General features: G+C 61.7%; 15 protein-coding genes. 11 read left to right on the forward strand and 4 right to left on the reverse strand.

What is annotated here, in order from left to right:
- The first annotated feature begins 3 nt into the window (after positions 1 to 3).
- Entirely contained in the window at positions 4 to 3,156 is a 3,153-nt protein-coding gene (locus BBJ66_RS20315; protein ID WP_071089247.1) for an efflux RND transporter permease subunit, read from the forward strand.
- 91 nt (positions 3,157 to 3,247) lie between these two features.
- Here the strand turns inward: BBJ66_RS20315 and BBJ66_RS20320 are convergent, their stop codons facing one another.
- Entirely contained in the window at positions 3,248 to 3,997 is a 750-nt protein-coding gene (locus BBJ66_RS20320) for a histidine phosphatase family protein (protein ID WP_071089638.1), read from the reverse strand.
- On the opposite strand from BBJ66_RS20320, the gene BBJ66_RS34775 reads away from it, so the two are divergent.
- The 3 genes from BBJ66_RS34775 (at position 3,974) to BBJ66_RS20330 (ending at position 6,366) form a co-directional block, all read left to right on the forward strand.
- Positions 3,974 to 4,132, forward strand: coding sequence for a hypothetical protein (locus tag BBJ66_RS34775; RefSeq protein ID WP_160320268.1), 159 nt, complete (start codon positions 3,974 to 3,976; stop codon positions 4,130 to 4,132). The genes BBJ66_RS20320 and BBJ66_RS34775 overlap by 24 nt on opposite strands.
- Before the next feature lie 8 nt (positions 4,133 to 4,140).
- Entirely contained in the window at positions 4,141 to 4,983 is an 843-nt protein-coding gene (locus BBJ66_RS20325) for a UDP-2,3-diacylglucosamine diphosphatase (protein WP_049732005.1), read from the forward strand.
- Positions 4,984 to 5,148: 165 nt separating this feature from the next.
- Positions 5,149 to 6,366 carry an MFS transporter gene (locus BBJ66_RS20330; protein WP_071089249.1) on the forward strand — a complete coding sequence of 406 codons (1,218 nt, stop codon included), beginning with the start codon at positions 5,149 to 5,151 and terminating at the stop codon, positions 6,364 to 6,366.
- Here the strand turns inward: BBJ66_RS20330 and dgcA are convergent.
- Entirely contained in the window at positions 6,318 to 7,301 is a 984-nt protein-coding gene (gene dgcA / locus BBJ66_RS20335) for an N-acetyl-D-Glu racemase DgcA (protein ID WP_049732007.1), read from the reverse strand. The two genes, BBJ66_RS20330 and dgcA, sit on opposite strands and share 49 nt — an antisense overlap.
- 98 nt (positions 7,302 to 7,399) lie before the next feature.
- Between dgcA and BBJ66_RS20340 the strand changes: the two genes are divergently transcribed.
- The 5 genes from BBJ66_RS20340 to BBJ66_RS20360 all read left to right on the forward strand — a co-directional run bounded on the left by BBJ66_RS20340 (position 7,400) and on the right by BBJ66_RS20360 (position 12,829).
- The gene (locus BBJ66_RS20340) at positions 7,400 to 8,569 is read left to right on the forward strand and encodes an ABC transporter permease (RefSeq protein WP_184345536.1); all 1,170 of its coding nucleotides are present in this window, start codon (positions 7,400 to 7,402) and stop codon (positions 8,567 to 8,569) included.
- A gap of 1 nt (position 8,570) precedes the next feature.
- Entirely contained in the window at positions 8,571 to 9,413 is an 843-nt protein-coding gene (locus BBJ66_RS20345; protein WP_071089253.1) for an ABC transporter ATP-binding protein, read from the forward strand.
- Positions 9,414 to 9,421: 8 nt separating this feature from the next.
- Positions 9,422 to 10,792 carry an MlaD family protein gene (locus tag BBJ66_RS20350; RefSeq protein WP_049732010.1) on the forward strand — a complete coding sequence of 457 codons (1,371 nt, stop codon included), beginning with the start codon at positions 9,422 to 9,424 and terminating at the stop codon, positions 10,790 to 10,792.
- Positions 10,793 to 10,816: 24 nt separating this feature from the next.
- The gene (locus BBJ66_RS20355; RefSeq protein ID WP_049732011.1) at positions 10,817 to 11,428 is read left to right on the forward strand and encodes an ABC-type transport auxiliary lipoprotein family protein; all 612 of its coding nucleotides are present in this window, start codon (positions 10,817 to 10,819) and stop codon (positions 11,426 to 11,428) included.
- Positions 11,429 to 11,575: 147 nt separating this feature from the next.
- Positions 11,576 to 12,829 (forward strand): sensor domain-containing diguanylate cyclase, encoded by a 1,254-nt coding sequence (locus BBJ66_RS20360; protein WP_071089256.1) that lies wholly within the window; start codon positions 11,576 to 11,578, stop codon positions 12,827 to 12,829.
- A gap of 12 nt (positions 12,830 to 12,841) precedes the next feature.
- Here BBJ66_RS20360 and BBJ66_RS20365 read toward each other — a convergent pair whose 3' ends face one another.
- Positions 12,842 to 13,717, reverse strand: coding sequence for a D-alanyl-D-alanine carboxypeptidase family protein (locus tag BBJ66_RS20365; RefSeq protein ID WP_049732013.1), 876 nt, complete (start codon positions 13,715 to 13,717; stop codon positions 12,842 to 12,844).
- Positions 13,718 to 14,084: 367 nt separating this feature from the next.
- Between BBJ66_RS20365 and BBJ66_RS20375 the strand changes: the two genes are divergently transcribed.
- Both BBJ66_RS20375 and BBJ66_RS20380 read left to right on the forward strand, forming a co-directional pair.
- Positions 14,085 to 14,834, forward strand: a complete 750-nt coding sequence (locus BBJ66_RS20375; protein WP_071089262.1) for an aminoacyl--tRNA ligase-related protein — start codon at positions 14,085 to 14,087, stop codon at positions 14,832 to 14,834.
- A 165-nt stretch (positions 14,835 to 14,999) separates the two neighbouring features.
- Entirely contained in the window at positions 15,000 to 15,500 is a 501-nt protein-coding gene (locus tag BBJ66_RS20380) for an AAA family ATPase (RefSeq protein ID WP_071089265.1), read from the forward strand.
- A 42-nt stretch (positions 15,501 to 15,542) separates the two neighbouring features.
- Here the strand turns inward: BBJ66_RS20380 and BBJ66_RS20385 are convergent, their stop codons facing one another.
- Positions 15,543 to 16,103, reverse strand: coding sequence for a cysteine hydrolase family protein (locus BBJ66_RS20385; RefSeq protein WP_071089268.1), 561 nt, complete (start codon positions 16,101 to 16,103; stop codon positions 15,543 to 15,545).
- Positions 16,104 to 16,301 lie beyond the last annotated feature (198 nt).

Consider the following 16,301-nt stretch of genomic DNA (forward strand, 5'->3'; position numbering starts at 1 on the left):
TCGATGGCACGTTTCTTTATCGATCGCCCGATCCTTGCCTGGGTCTTTGCGATCTTCATCTCCATCGCCGGCCTGATCGCGCTGCCGTTCCTGCCGGTGGCGCAATATCCGAAGGTCGCGCCGCCGCAGCTCAGCATCACCACCAGCTATCCCGGCGCATCGCCGCAGGACATCTATCAGGGCGTTACCCGCCAGGTCGAGGAAGAGCTGAACGGGGTCGAACATCTCTCCTATTTCGAATCGACCTCCGATACCTCGGGCGCGATGACGATCACCGCGACCTTTGCGGCGGGCACCGACATCGACCAGGCCTCCGTCGACGTCCAGAACGCCATCCGCCGTGTCGAACCGCGGCTGCCACAGACCGTCAGGGATCAGGGCATCACGGTTGAGGAGGCGTCGTCAGGATTCCTGATGTTCATCTCGCTGACATCGACGGACGGGAAGACCGACGAGGTGGCGCTCGGCGACTATCTCAACAGAAACGTCATCGGGGAATTGCGCCGTCTTGACGGCGTCGGCCGCGCGCAGCTGTTTGCCTCGCAGCGGGCGATGCGAATCTGGATCGATCCCGACAAGATGGTCGGCCTGAACCTCACCGCATCCGATATCAGCACGGCGATTTCGGCGCAGAACGCTCAGGTCGCGGCCGGCCAGATCGGCGCCGCCCCCAATCCGATCTCGCAGGACCTGACGGCGACGGTGCTGGTCAAGGGGCAGCTGACCGACAGCAAGGAGTTTGGCGACATCGTGTTGCGCGCCAATGCCGACGGCTCGAACGTCCGGCTGCGCGACGTCGCGCGGATCGAGGAGGGCAGTGAAAGCTACAGCTTCTCCACCCGGCTGAACGGGCAGCCGAGTGCTGCCATCGCCATCCAGCTGTCGTCGACCGGCAATGCCGTCAACACGTCCAATCTGGTCAAGGCGAAGATGCAGGAGCTGTCGCGCTTCTTCCCTGCGGGCGTCGAATATTCCGTTCCCTATGATACCAGCCCCTTCGTCTCGGCATCGATCGAGAAGGTGGCGCATACGCTCGCAGAAGCCGTGGCCCTCGTCTTCATCGTCATGCTCATCTTCCTGCAGAGCTTCCGCTACACCATCATTCCGACGCTGGTCGTGCCCGTCGCGCTGCTCGGGACGCTGGCGGTGATGTTTGCCGCCGGCTTCTCGATCAACGTGCTGACGATGTTCGCGATGGTGCTTGCTATCGGCATTCTGGTCGATGACGCCATCGTCGTGGTCGAAAACGTCGAGCGGCTGATGGCGGTGGAAGGGCTGTCGCCGAAGGAGGCGACCAAAAAGGCGATGCGGCAGATCACCGGCGCCATCCTCGGCATCACGCTGGTGCTGTCCTGCGTCTTCGTGCCGATGGCGTTCTTCCCCGGCTCGACAGGCATCATTTACCGCCAGTTCAGCCTGACCATGGTCGTCTCGATCCTGTTTTCGGCCTTCCTGGCGCTGTCGCTGACGCCGGCGCTTTGCGCCACTTTCCTGAAGCCGATCAAGGGCCATCACGAGAAGAAGGGCATCGCCGGCTGGTTCAACCGCAAGTTCGACCGGTTGACCGGCCGTTATGCCCGCACTGTCGAGGGACTGGCCAAGCGCTCCTGGCGGGTCATGGTCGTCTATGTCGCGCTCGTCGTCGGTCTCGGCTATCTCTTCGTCAACCTGCCGAGCAGCTTCGTGCCGGATGAGGACCAGGGCTTCCTGATCGTCGACGTGCAGGGGCCTCCCGAGGCGAGCCGCAACCGCACGGTCGCCTCGCTCGAAAGCATCGAGGCGATCTTCAAGACGGAGCCGGCGGTTGAGAACGTCGTCGCGATCCAGGGCTTCAGCTTTTCCGGGCAGGGGCCGAATGCCGCCCTGGTGTTCGTCACCCTCAAGGACTGGGCCGAACGCGGCGCGGGCAATTCGGTGCAGGAGATCTCCAACCGCGTCAACATGCAGCTGTTTGCGTTGAAGGATGCGACATCCTTCGCGCTGTCGCCGCCGCCGATCGAAGGCTTCGGCACGACCAACGGCTTCACCTTTCGCCTGCAGGATCGCGGGGCAAAGGGCCAGGCGGCCCTGACCGAGGCGGCGGGAATGCTGCTCGGCAAGGCATCGCAGAATCCTGTGATATCAGGCATCCGGCCGGAAGGCATGCCGGATTCCGCTCAGCTGGTGCTCGTCATCGATCGCGAAAAGGCCAACACTTTCGGCATCGCCTTCGCCGACATCAACAACACGATCACCGCCAATCTCGGTTCGAGCTACGTCAACGACTTCCCGAATTCCGGCCGCATGCAGCGCGTCATCGTGCAGGCGCAGGACAAGAGCAGGCTTCAGGCCGAAGACCTGATGAAGCTCAACGTCCGCAATGCGAGCGGCGGCATGGTGCCGCTCTCATCCTTCGCGGTCGCCGAGTGGCAGAAGGGACCGGCACAGATCGTCGGTTATAACGGCTATCCTTCCGTTCGCATTTCGGGCGCTCCGGCGCCGGGATATTTATCGGGCGCGGCGATTGCCGAGATGGAACGGCTCGCCGCCGAGCTTCCAGATGGCTTCGGTTTCGAATGGACCGGCCAGTCGCTGGAGGAACTCAGATCGGGATCGCAGGCGCCGTTCCTGTTCGGCCTCAGCATCCTCTTCGTCTTCCTGCTGCTGTCGGGGCTCTACGAGAGCTGGTCGATCCCGCTGTCGGTGATGCTGGTCGTGCCGCTTGGGGTGATCGGCTGCGTGCTCGCGGTGATGAGCCGCGACATGTCGAACGACATCTATTTCAAGGTCGGCCTGATCGCGATCATCGGCCTGTCGGCGAAGAACGCCATCCTGATCGTCGAATTCGCCAAGGATGGTTTCGCCGAAGGGAAGTCGCTGATGGATGCCGCGATCGAAGGCGCTCGCCTGCGCTTCCGGCCGATCATCATGACCTCGCTCGCCTTCACCTTGGGCGTGGTGCCGCTGGCGATCGCCACCGGCCCAAGTGCGGCCAGCCAGAATGCGATCGGCACCGGCGTGCTCGGCGGCATGATTTCGGCAACGGTTCTGGCCATCTTCTTCGTTCCCGTCTTCTTCGTCTTCGTGCTGCGTCTGTTGCGGACGAAGCCGCCGGAGACCGTGACCGAGGAGGCCCAGACCGGACCGGAACCGGCAACGGTGACGTCGCCGACATAGGGTGACGAGTCACCGGAGTGATTGATCGCCTGAGGTGACGAATGATCTGAAGTGAAGAGTTGGCGGGTTGCCTTGCGTAACCCGCCGAAACCTACTCGCTGGCCTTGGGCGCGATCGTCACGTCGGCGCCATAGGCGTCGCGCAACTCACCTTCCTGTCCCGGCTGCCGGTCGGCGGCCTGGTGCAGCAGGATCGACTGGTATCCTTGCAAGCGCGTCCCCTCGATCAGCGTGATATCGGCATTGCCGGGATTGTCTGAGCGTTCGAACCATTCGACGGGGCGGTGCAGGAAATTCATTTCGATCGCCCGGTTGGTGACGCCATGACCGACGATGACGACGTTGTGGCTGCTGTTTTCGGCGTCGCGCATGACGGTCTGAAGGAACAGGCGCACCCGCTGAGCCACATCCGCCCGGCTCTCGCCATCCGGCGGCCGGGCGTAGAACTTGCCGCTGTTGCTGCGCAGCCTCGCCCATTTTTCGAACTCTTCGGGAAACTTCTGCTTCTGTTCGGCATGGTCGTAGATTTCGGTGAAGAGGCCGAAATCCTGCTCGCGCAGCAGGTAATCCTCCCGGATGTCGCCGACGGCACTTTCCGGCAGGGCTGTGAGCAACGCATCCTTGCTCTGCCGTGTCCTGAGGAATGGCGAATACCAGATCTGCAGCTTGCCGAAATCGGCGCGCGGCAATGCCTTCAGATAGGTGGCGATGGCGCTGCCGGCTTCGACCGCCTGGCGGTGGCCCCACTCAGTCAGCGGCACGTTGTGATCGCCGAATTGGCGATAGGCCTGTTCGTTGAGGTTGCCGAGAGATTCGCCGTGGCGAACGAGAAAGAGGCGCATCAGCCATCCCGCATTGTCGGATCTGGAATCGCCGTCATCATGAACGTGCTCGATGTGCAGGGCAACATCGCCACCGCGCCGGCTTTTCCCCGGTTTGTCATCTTCCTGAAACACGAGTCTGGTTTTGGAAGGTGAGATGAAAGATGGGGCATGAGCGAAAGCTCGTGATAGACATGATGGAACCCAGACATTTCCGCACGCTCTTCATTTCCGATGTCCATCTCGGCTCGAAGGCCGCGAAGGCTGATTTCCTCCTGGATTTCCTGCGCCACCACGAGGCCGATACGATCGTGCTGGTCGGTGACATCGTCGACGGCTGGCGCCTGAAGCGCAGCTGGTACTGGCCGCAGGTCTGCAACGACGTGGTCCAAAAGCTGCTGCGCAAAGCGCGTAAAGGCACACGCGTCGTCTATATCCCCGGCAATCACGACGAATTCCTGCGCGACTTCCCGGGCATGCATTTCGGCGGCATCGAGGTCGTCGACCGCATGATGCATGACGGCGCCGACGGCAAGAAATATCTGATCCTGCACGGCGACGAATTCGACGTCGTCGTCCGCAACGCCCGTCTGCTCGCCTATCTCGGCGACTGGGCCTACGATACGGCGATCCGCATCAACATCCTGCTGGCGGCCGTGCGCCGCCGCCTCGGCATGCCATACTGGTCGTTCTCGGCCTGGGCAAAGCTGCAGGTCAAACATGCCGTCAACTTCATCGGCGAGTTCGAGCGCGTCGTGGCAGAGGAAGCCCGCAAAAGCGGCGCAGACGGCGTGATCTGCGGACACATCCATCATGCCATCATCCAGGAGATGGACGGCATCCGCTACATCAATACGGGCGATTGGGTGGAAAGCTGCACGGCGGTCGCCGAGCATGAGGACGGCACCTTCGAACTGATCACCTGGCGGGCGCTCGCCAGCAGCGTGCCGGCGCTTGCCGCCATCGAAATGCGCAACGAAGGCGAATTGGCTCCGCAAGCGGCCTGATTTTCGGCGTCGGCGGATCCGCGCCGCGCTCCCATTGATTTGGCCGTTACCGTCAGGCGACAGGGCGTATTTATTTTCTAAAACGTTTCAGGAGGGCTATTTCTCGCAATGGTCGCCTCCAGGGTGGTGTGTTAGGACAACGACCAGTTTCCTTCAGGTCCACCAATGATTCCCGCTCAACATTCCCCGAGTGAGGGAGCGCCGCCGCGCTTCCGGTTGCTCAGCGCGCTTTCCTATTGCGCGCCGCTGCTCGTCAACGGCATCGTCCTGCCGTTCTTTCCCGTCTGGCTCGCGACCCACAGCTTCAGCGACCACGAGATCGGCATTATCCTTGCCATACCGATGGTGGTCCGCGTGCTGGTGGCGCCTGTCGTTGCCATGATCGCCGACCGTCTGAAGGAGCGCGCCGACGTGCTGCTCTGGTCGGGCGGCCTGTCGCTGCTGACGGCGATCGCGCTTTTCTGGACGACGAGCTTCTGGCCGGTGACGATCGTCTATGCGCTGCAGGGCGCCACCTTCGCGCCCTATGTGCCCGTTGTCGAATCGATTGTCATTTCGGGTGTGCGCCGCTGGGGGCTCGATTACGGATCGATGCGCGTCTGGGGCTCGATTGCCTTCATTGTCTCGACGCTGGTTGGTGGCCAGCTGATCAACCGGTGGGGCGGCGGATTGGTGCTTGATGTCATGGTGTTCGGCTTTGCCATGACGGTCGTCATGGCGATCTTCTGCCCGCGGATCGGGCCGACACGGCGGCGCGGCCAGCCGATCAACATTCCGGCCGCCACCGGCAGCGGGCTGCGCGAGCCGCATTTGCTGCTGCTGCTGATCGGGGTCGCCATCCAGCAGTCGAGCCATGCGGTGCTCAACGCGTTCTCGTCGATCTACTGGCATCATCTCGGCTTTTCCGGCACCGAGGTCGGCCTGCTCTGGAGCGCCGGCGTCGCTTCGGAGGTGACGGTGTTCTTCCTGTCGAAGCGTCTCAACCGGCGCTTCAACGCCTGGACGCTGATCCGCTTCGGCTGTGCCGTCAGCGTCTGCCGCTGGATACTGTTTCCGATGAATACGGGTTTTGCCGGGTTTTTCCTGCTGCAATGTTTCCACGGCTTCACCTATGCCTTTGTGCACACAGGGGTGCAGCGGCGGATCATGGCGACGGTGCAGGAGACACAGGAATCCTCGGCGCAGGGCGCCTACTTCTTCTATGTCGGCATGGCGATGGCGCTGATGACGCTAGCGTCGGGTTATCTCTATGCCTGGCTCGGCGTCGTCAGCTACTACGTCATGGCGCTGGTCGCGTTCTCCGGCCTCGGCCTCGTCATCTCAGCCTATTACCTTCAGCCCCAGAGCATGCTTTCGGGCGGAAAGACCAGGGAAGCGGCATAGCGCAGGCCGGGTTCGCGGTCGCGGGCAAGTAGCAGCGGGCCGTCGAGATCGACAAAATCGGCATTCTGGGCGAGCAGCACGGCCGGCGCCATGGCAAGCGAGGTGCCGACCATGCAGCCGATCATGATGCTGAAGCCGAGCCGTTCGGCCTCGGCCTTCATCGCCAAGGCCTCCGTCAGGCCGCCCGTCTTGTCGAGCTTGATGTTGATCGCGTCATAACGGTCGGCAAGACTTGCGAGATCGCCGGTGTGGTGAACGCTCTCGTCGGCGCAGACGAGAAGCGGGCGGCGGATTTCGGCAAGCAAAGCGTCGCGGCCGGCCGGCAGCGGCTGCTCGACGAGAGCCACGCCCGCTTGCGCGGCGATGTCGAGATGACGCTCCAGCACGGCCTCCGGCCAGCCCTCATTGGCGTCGAGGATGATTGTTGCATCGGGCGCGGCGGCGCGGACGGCGCGGATACGGCTTTCGTCGTCGCCGGTTCCGACTTTGACTTTCAGCAGGGCGCGGCCGGCATGTTCGCGCGCCTTTGCAGCCATCACCTCCGGCTCACCGAGCGAAATGGTGTAGGCGGTGGTGAGCGGCTTCGGATCGGCAAGGCCGAGGCGGGCCGCGACGCTTTGACCCGTTCGTTTCGCTTCGAGGTCCCAGAGGGCACAATCGACGGCATTGCGGGCAGCCCCCGGCGGCATCGCCGACAAGAGGTCGCGGCGCGAAAGTCCGGCCTCGATCAGCGGACGCGCGGCCTCGATCTGGGCAAAAACGCTCTCCATGGTCTCACCGTAGCGGCGATAGGGCACGCATTCGCCAAGCCCCAGCGCACCGTCTTCGGCAAGCGTGCAGGTAATCACATCGGCCGCAGTCTTTGCGCCGCGCGCGATGGTGAAGGTCCCGGCAATCGGAAAGGAATTCATCTGGATATCGAGGGTGCGCGGCATTATTGCTGTCCTGTGAGCATGGAAATCGCACGTTGCTTCTGTATATTGACGCGCCGGGCGACGAAGGATCCGCCGAGTCGGCAATGTCACCGTAAGCCCTGAAAGATAGAAGTATCTTGAACGCCGAGAATCGCAACATTGCCTCACTAGATGTGGACGACCAATCCGATGGTTCGGGGCAGCATGTGCGTCTTAAGGGCAACTGGCGCAGCGCCTATGTGCATTTCGTGCTGCGCGACTTCGAGAAGCTGCTGCATCAGAAGGCCGGTGACCTGACGGTCGATCTCTCCGACATTACCGATATCGATACCGCCGGGATCTGGCTGCTGTGCCGGCTGAAAAAGGAAGAGGAGGCGGCCGGTCGGACCGTCCGCTTCCAAGGCACCAATCCGCATATCGACGAAATGCTGGCGATGTTTTCCGAGGAGCCGGCCAAACCGGAGCCGGAGCAGAAGGAAAAGGTTTCGATTGCCGCGCGCATCCTCGCGCCTGTGGGCAAGATGACCTACGACGTCTGGGACAATTTTGCCGCCGCCATGTATATCCTCGGCTCGGCCGTGCGCGGCGCGCAGATGAAGTTCGGCCGCGGCAGCGGCGTTTCGCCGGCCTCGATCGTCAACCAGATCGACCATATGGGCGTTCGCGCCGTTCCGATCATCCTTCTGATGTCGTTTCTGATCGGAGCGATCATTGCCCAGCAGGGCGCCTTCCAGCTGCGCTACTTCGGTGCCGAGGTCTTCGTCGTCGACCTCGTCGGCATTCTGCAATTGCGCGAGATCGGCGTGCTGTTGACCGCGATCATGATCGCCGGCCGTTCGGGCAGCGCGATCACCGCCGAAATCGGCTCGATGAAGATGCGCGAGGAGATCGACGCGCTGAAGGTGATGGGGCTGAACCCGATCGGCGTGCTGATCTTTCCGCGGCTGGTGGCGCTGACCATCGCGCTGCCGCTTTTGACGGTGCTGGCGAATTTCGCCTCGCTCGCCGGTGCGGCAGCCGTCGCCTGGGGTTATTCCGGCATCACCTTTGCCAACTTCCTGTCGCGTCTGCATGAGGCGGTAACGCTGTCGACGGTGCTCTCCGGCATGATCAAGGCGCCGTTCATGGCGCTGGTCATCGGCATCGTCGCCGCCGTCGAAGGGCTGAAGGTGGGCGGCAGCGCGGAATCGCTCGGCCAGCATGTGACCGCCGCGGTGGTGAAGGCGATTTTCGTCGTCATCCTGATGGACGGGCTTTTTGCGATGTTTTATGCAGCGATCGACTTCTAGCATGGCGAATCGCGTGGACGAGAAACCGATCGATACGGAAGACAGGAACGAGAGAGACATCGTGCTCTCGGCGCGCGACGTCACCGTCGGCTTCGGCTCCAAGGTCGTTCTCGACAATCTCAACCTCGATATCTATCGCGGTGAGATCCTCGGTTTCGTCGGCGCATCGGGCACCGGCAAATCGGTGTTGATGCGCACCGTGCTCCGGCTGCTGCCGCGCCGCTCCGGCACGATCAAGATCCTCGGCCAGGATTTCGACGAGCTCGACGAGCCGCAGCGCAACGCGCTCGACATGCGGCTCGGCGTGCTGTTTCAGCAGGGAGCGCTGTTTTCGTCGCTGACGGTCAAGGAAAACATCCAGGTGCCGATGCGCGAATATCTCGACCTGCCGCGCTCGCTGATGGACGAATTGGCGCATCTGAAGATCCGCATGGTCGGGCTTGCCGCCGATGCCGCCGACAAATACCCGTCCGAACTGTCCGGCGGCATGATCAAGCGCGCAGCCCTTGCCCGGGCGCTCTCACTCGATCCCGAACTCGTCTTCCTGGACGAACCGACCTCTGGTCTCGACCCGATCGGCGCGGCCGAATTCGATGACCTGATCGCCAACCTGCGTGATAGTCTGGGACTGACCGTGTATATGGTGACGCATGACCTCGACAGCCTGTTTTCGGTCTGCGACCGTATTGCCGTGCTCGGAAAGAAACGGGTAATGGTGGAAGGCACAATCGACGACATGCTGGCCTATGACGATCCGTGGGTGCAGGCCTATTTCAAGGGTAAGCGGGCGCGCTCGATCGTGCCGCAGAATGATGGCGCGCGGCACGGCAGCAGCGGGAAGTGACCGGATAAATGGAAACCAAAGCCAATTACACGATTGTCGGTTTTTTCACGGTGCTGGTGATCGCGGCGGCCTTCGGCTTCGTCTACTGGATGGCCGAATATGGCCGCGGCGGCCCGATGACAGAGCTGATCGTGCGTATTCCGGGCTCGGCCAACGGCCTCAGCGTCGGCTCGCCGGTACGTTTCAACGGCATTCAGATCGGCTCGGTGCAGACGCTGTCGATCGATGCCGACGATCCGCAATATTCGCTGGCTTTCACCCAGGTGCGCACCGATGCGCCGATCTACCCCTCGACCAAGGCCGCCCTTGAAATCCAAGGCCTGACGGGAGCCGCCTACATCGAACTGTCCGGCGGCCGCAAGGGTGAGGAAAGCATCCTCCAGCACGCGATCGACAACGGCAAACGCGCCGTCATCGTCGCCGACCAGTCGAGCGTCACCAATCTTCTCGCCACCGCCGACAAGATCCTCGATCGCGCCAACGACGCGGTCGGCGAACTTCAGGGATTCATCGAAGATTCACGCGCGCCCCTGACCCAGACGTTCAAGAATGCCGAGACCTTCTCGGATGCGCTTGCCAAGAACTCCGGCAATATCGATGCCTTCCTGCAGAGCGTCGGTGAGCTTTCGAATACGGTCAAGGCGGTTTCGGGCCGTGTCGATTCGACGCTTCAAGCGGTGGAGTCGCTGGTCAAGGCGGTCGACGCGCAGAAGATCGACAACATCGTTTCCAACGCCGAGAAGATCACCGCCAATGTCGCCGATGCCTCCGGTGACCTCAAGGGGGCGATCCAGAAGTTCGACCAGACGGCCACCACCTTCAACGATTTCGGCAAACAGGCCCAGGCGACGCTCGACCGCGTCGACACGCTCGTCGCCCAGATCGACCCCACCAAGGTGAAGGGCTCTGTCGACGACATCGCGCAGGCAACCAAGGATGCACGTGCCGCGGTCGCCTCGATCCGCGATGTCGCCAACACGGTTTCGTCGCGCCAGAAAGATATCGACCAGACGATTCAGGACGTCTCGCAGCTTGCCAACAAGCTGAATTCGGCCTCGACCCGCATCGACGGCATCCTTATCAAAGTCGACGCGTTGCTCGGAACCGACAATACGCAATCGATGTTCGCTCAAGCGCGCGAGACGCTGGAATCCTTCAAGAAGGTCGCCGACAACCTGAATGCGCGCATCGGGCCTATCGCCGACAATCTGCAGAAATTCTCCAGCGGCGGCTTGCGCGACGTGCAGACGCTCGTCAACGACATGCGTGGAACCGTGAATAATCTGAACGATACGATCACCAACTTCGACCGCAATCCGCAACGCCTGATCTTCGGCGGGGACACGGTCAAGCAATATGACGGCCGGACGCGGCGTTAACTGGGAAGTCAGGGGTAGCCTAATATGGTCGCATCGCATCTGTTGTCGCGCCGTTCTTGGATCAGGGGAACGGTGATCGCGCTGCCGCTGACGGCGCTGATCCTTTCCGGGTGCGGCACCGCGGCCAAGAACGATACCTATGACCTGTCCGCCGCAGTCGACGGCGACGGACCTGCGGCCAAATCCCGCCAGATCCTGATCGCATCACCAACGGCGCTGAGTGCGCTCGGCAGCGAGCAGATCGTCATCCGCGTATCGTCTTCGGAAATCCAGTATCTCTCGAAGGCGCAATGGGGCGACAAGCTGCCACGCATGGTGCAGTCGAAGCTGGTGGAAGCCTTCGAGAACTCCGGCAAGCTCGGTGGCGTCGGCATGCCGGGGCAGGGACTGGCGATCGATTATCAGGTCGTCACCGATATCCGCTCCTTCGAGATCGACGCTTCGAACGGCAACCAGGCGGTGGTCGAAATTTCCGCCAAGATTCTCAACGACCGCAACGGCTCGGTGCGCGCCCAGAAGGTGTTCCGCGCCATGGCGCCGGCCGGTGGCGACAATGCCGGCTTCGTCAAGGGCCTCGACCGCGCCTTCTCCACGGTGGCCTCCGAGATCGTCAACTGGACGCTGCGCTCAATCTGAGATGGCCTTTGGCGGCGGCTGCGTCGACATCGAGAGTTGCCGATTCTGAAAAATATTTGGTCCCATGAGGCTGGGGCTGCCATCGTATTCAATTTCTTCACGAATTTGTGGAACGCATCATGTTATCGCTGTCAGGAGGCATGCTGCATGGTGGTCGCACGCGTATTCGGAAAATCGTCGTCGGAAGCGATCCAGCGTGAAAACGACCGTTTGGCTGCGCTGCAGCAACTCGATCTCCTCGACACGCCGAGGGACGAAGGCTTCGAGCGGATCGTCCGCCTGATAAAGCAGATATTTTCCATTGATATCGGCATCGTATCCCTGATCGATGGGCACCGGCAGTGGTACAAGGCCTGTTCCGGCCTTGCAGCCGATGAGGTGTCGCTCGAGGACACGTTCTGCCGCTGCGTCGTGGATTGCGACGAACCTGTTATCGTGCAGGATGCCACCAAGGATGCGCGCTTTTCAAAACATTCCGCAGTGACGGGCGAGGACCATATCCGCTTTTACGCCGGCGTGCCGTTGAGAACGAAAGCCGGGCACATGATCGGCACGGTCTGCGCGATCGATCGCCGGCCAAGATCGTTCGGCAGCAGAGACCTTGCCATTCTCGAGGAATTGGCGGGGGCGGCGATGGACCGTCTCGAACTCGTGCAGTCGGCCGCCACCGACAGCCTGACGGAGGCGATGACGCGGCGCGCTTTCAAGCAGGAAGCGGATCAGCTGATTTCGATTTCTTTGCGGCACCAGCATGACCTGTCCTGCATCGTCTTCGATATCGACCATTTCAAGCAGGTGAACGACAGGCATGGGCACGCCGCCGGGGACGAGGTTCTCAAGGCGGTAGCATCGATCTGTAAGGCGACCCTTCGCGCCGGCGATCTTTTCGGGCGTATCGGAGGCGAAGAATTCGCCGTCGTCCTGCCGCATGTCGATCGGGAAGGGGCTATCGCCGTCGCCGAAAAGCTCAGGGCCGCCATCGCCTCGCAGCCGATCCGCGGCGATCATGGCGTCCTGCATGTCACGGCGAGCTTGGGAAGCTCGGCGCTCTCGATCGTCAGCAAGGACATCGAGACCCTGCTAGCGCAGGCGGATGCCGCGATGTATCAGGCCAAACATGGTGGCCGGAACCGCTGCGTGTCATGGAGTTCTATCCACGCCGATCATGCGATCGGCGCGCGGCGACGGGTACTGAAGGCAGGTTCGATCCTCTTCAACGATCGGCGCTCGACCATCGACTGCACCGTCAAATCCATCGGCTCGGAAAGCGCCGGCATTTCGGTTTCGAATTCGGCCGGCATTCCTTCCGAGTTCATTCTTGCCATCAAGGGAGAAGCATTCGAAACGAATTGCAAGGTGATCGCCCAGGACCGGCAGCACCTGGAAGTGGCTTTCAGATAGACAGGATACAGCCTACTTCGTCGGCTGCGCATCCGTCATCGTCGCTCCCGGCTGTTTGCCTGGTGTCGTGGATGCCGTGGCGGTCGAGGACGACGGAAGCGTGCTATCCAGCAGGCCTGCCATCTTGTCATCGCGCAAGCTTGCAGTCTTCTCGCCCATGACGACGCCGACGACGCGGCGGCCATCCTTCAGCGCCGACGTCACGACATTGTAGCCGGATGCATCGGTATAGCCGGTCTTGATGCCGTCGACGCCGTCATAGCGATACATGAGATTGTTGTGACCGCGCAGCTTCATGCCGCGAAACTGGAAGCCGCGCATGGAGAAGAGCTTGAACTCCTCGGGAAAGTCCCGCATCAGCGAGAGGCCGAGGGTCGCCATATCGCGCGCCGAGGTGACCTGCTCCGGATCGGGAAGACCCGAAGGATTCTTGAAGACCGTATTCGACATGCCGAGTTGCCGTGCCTTGTCGGTCATCGCCTTGGCGAAGGTCTGTTCGGAGCCGCCGAGCTGTTCGGCGATCGCCACGGCAGAGTCGTTGGCAGACAGGACGACGATGCTTTCGACCGCTTCGCGCAGCGTTACCTGGCGGCCGGCGCCGACGGCGAGCTTGAAGGGCTCCTTGCTCTCGGCATTTTCCGACATGGTCAGTTTCTGGTCCCAGCTGAGACGCCCCTCATGCAGGGCCTCGAAGGCGAGATAGAGCGTCATCATCTTGGTCAGCGACGCCGGATAGTTCAGATCGTCCTGATTGGAGGCTTCGAGAACCTGACCGGACTGCGCATCGACGACGAAGCTTGCCTGGCCGGCTTGAGCCTGGGTGAATGCGCCCACCAGCACGGCGGAAGAGAGCGCGGTGGCAAGGAGCCGGGAGGTCGTCTTGGTCATCGATGTTACTGTCTCTGTCGTTGAACGGAGGGGAGCCGTTGGCTAAACGCAAGCGGATCGAGAAAGTTTGTGACAAAATGAAGGACAGGCAGCAATTAAAAAGCCCCATCCACAGCTGATTCATTTTGTCTCACCGTCTTGGGTTTTGACAATGGCGCGCGCGGCCCATAGAAAATTCATCATGAGCATGAAGCGCGCGCCTTTCTCCGGCCATTTCAGCACCTGCCTGCAGGTCGCGATTATGCGCGCTTTCGACGGACGAGGTCTCCGCGTCCTGCTGTGACGTTGGGCGCTCCAGGCGTCCAGCGCACGGCTGGACGTAAAGCCCCTCACCACGTCTATCAAGGCTGCCAGGGAGACAGGCACCGTGCTCAATCTTTATCATGTCAATTCGCTCGTCCATTGGGAGGAGCGCGAGATCCATCTGCGCGATCATATGATCGGCTTCTTTTCGCAGGAGGTCCGCAGCTTTCTCAGATCGGTCAATCCGGCCTGGGATGTCAGGAGGGTCGAGGCGCCGGCGCTGATGCCGCGGGCGCTGGTTTCCAACGCCTATTCGAACGCCGATATCTGGGTCCAGGAACAGCTCTCCGCCAGCGATACTGCGCTGGTGCTGAGGCCTGAGACCACGCCGTCGACCTATGCCTATATGCAGCATGTTCTCGGCAATCACTCGAAGACGCGGCTGCCGCTTTGCGTCTGGCAGGCCGGCCGGTCCTATCGCCGCGAGCAGGAGCAGCCGACCAAACACATGCGGCTGAAGGAGTTCTGGCAGCTCGAATTCCAATGCGCCTTCACGGCCGACAGCGGCAACGACTATCACGCCGCCTGCCTCGAACCGGTACGCCGGATGATTGCCTCGCTCATCCATCTGCCGACGCGGATCGTGCCCTCCGACCGGCTGCCCGCCTATTCCGAGGTGACGATGGATATCGAGGTCGACAATGGCGACAAGTGGATGGAGATCTGCTCGATCTCGCGGCGCACTGATTTTCCGCAGCGCTACCGGTCGCAACCGAAGAAGGGACCGGCCATCGACCATGACGTCCTCGTGCTCGAAATCGCCATCGGCCTCGACCGTTGCATCTATAATTGGGGCATAGCGGCCGATCGGTGAGAATGGGAGCCGGGATCGCGCTGCGGTCCCGGTTTTTCATGCAACGGTGCGGTTGGACGCGAGCTGTGGTCGCTTGCCCGTCTTGAACGTTCGGGCGTCTCGTTGCTACGATTGCTGTATCTCCCTGGCCTGCCGCGCATTCCTTGAACAACAGTAGGAGAAACCATGCTGATTATCTTTGGCGGTTTGCCGGGGTGCGGAAAAACGACTCTGGCCCGCGCGCTCGCGAAACGGCTGGGAGCCGTACATGTGAGGGTCGACACGATCGAGCAGGCGATCAGAGCCGCAGGTGACCCTTCAAGAGAGGTCGGTCCGGCAGGTTATGTCGTCGCCTATGGGGTTGCCGAGGACAATCTCACGCTCGGCAGCGTGGTGATCGCCGACTCGGTCAATCCGCTTGAGATAACCCGCGACGCCTGGCTGGCGGTCGCGGCGCGGTCTGCGGTGACCGCGATCGAGGTCGAGGTGATCTGCTCCGACAAGATCGAGCACCGCCGCCGGGCCGAGACGCGTAAAACCGACGTCGAAGGTCTTGTCAAACCGACGTGGCAGCAAATCGTCGAGCACGTCTATGAGGACTGGGGGCAGAGGCCGATCGTTGTCGATACGGCTGCGAAGCACGTACAAGAGATCGTCGATGCGCTGATCGTCAGGCTGGGGAATTGATCGCCCGCTTCCGGTTTGATTTCAAGTCGGGCATGCAGAGTTTTAAGAGAAGGCGATGTTGGCGGCAGGGCGGATATCCACCGTCGCCTTGCCTGCATCGAAACCGTCGAGCGTTTCATTGTGGTGGGCGACAATCTCGGAGAAGGTGAGGGTGGCTGTGTCGCCGGTGGTATGACCGTCGGCAATCAGCGTCACGTCGTATCCGAGCGACACGGCGCGTCTGGCCGTCGTGTCGACGCAGAATTGCGACATGCAGCCGCCGATGACGAGGTGGGTGACCGAGCGTTCGTCGAGGCGTTCGGCGAGGTCGGTCTCGAAGAAGGAGTCGGCGCTTTTCTTGCGCACGACGACCTCGCCTGGTCCCGGCGCAATCTCCCGCCGCAGCGCCCATCCTTCCGTGCCGACCGCCAGTCGATGGCCGCTATCGCCGTCATGTTGGACCAGCACGACCGGCGCGCCCGCCTGCCGGGCTTTTTCTTGAAGCGCGGCCAGCCGCGAGACGGTCTCGTCGAGTGCGCTATCAATCTGAGGCTGCCGCTCCGGTGAGGCTTTTCCGGAGAGGATCGCATTCTGCACGTCGATGATCAGAAGGGCCTGGGTCATTCGGGGGAGGTTTTCCTTGCTTGTCGCCAGAGAGATCCTAATGCATGTCGCCCGGAAGTGTGCAGCGGTTCCGGAATAATGACATGCATAAAAACAAAGTACTAAAGCGCGCCGCATGAATCAAATTTGATGCGACGCGCTTTAGCCGCGCTGGCATCTTACGAGAAAAGCCGCCTGACCCATGTTCAAGCGGCTTTC

Source organism: Rhizobium sp. RSm-3, from assembly GCF_001854685.1.
GTDB classification, from domain to species: Bacteria; Pseudomonadota; Alphaproteobacteria; order Rhizobiales; family Rhizobiaceae; genus Rhizobium; species Rhizobium ecuadorense.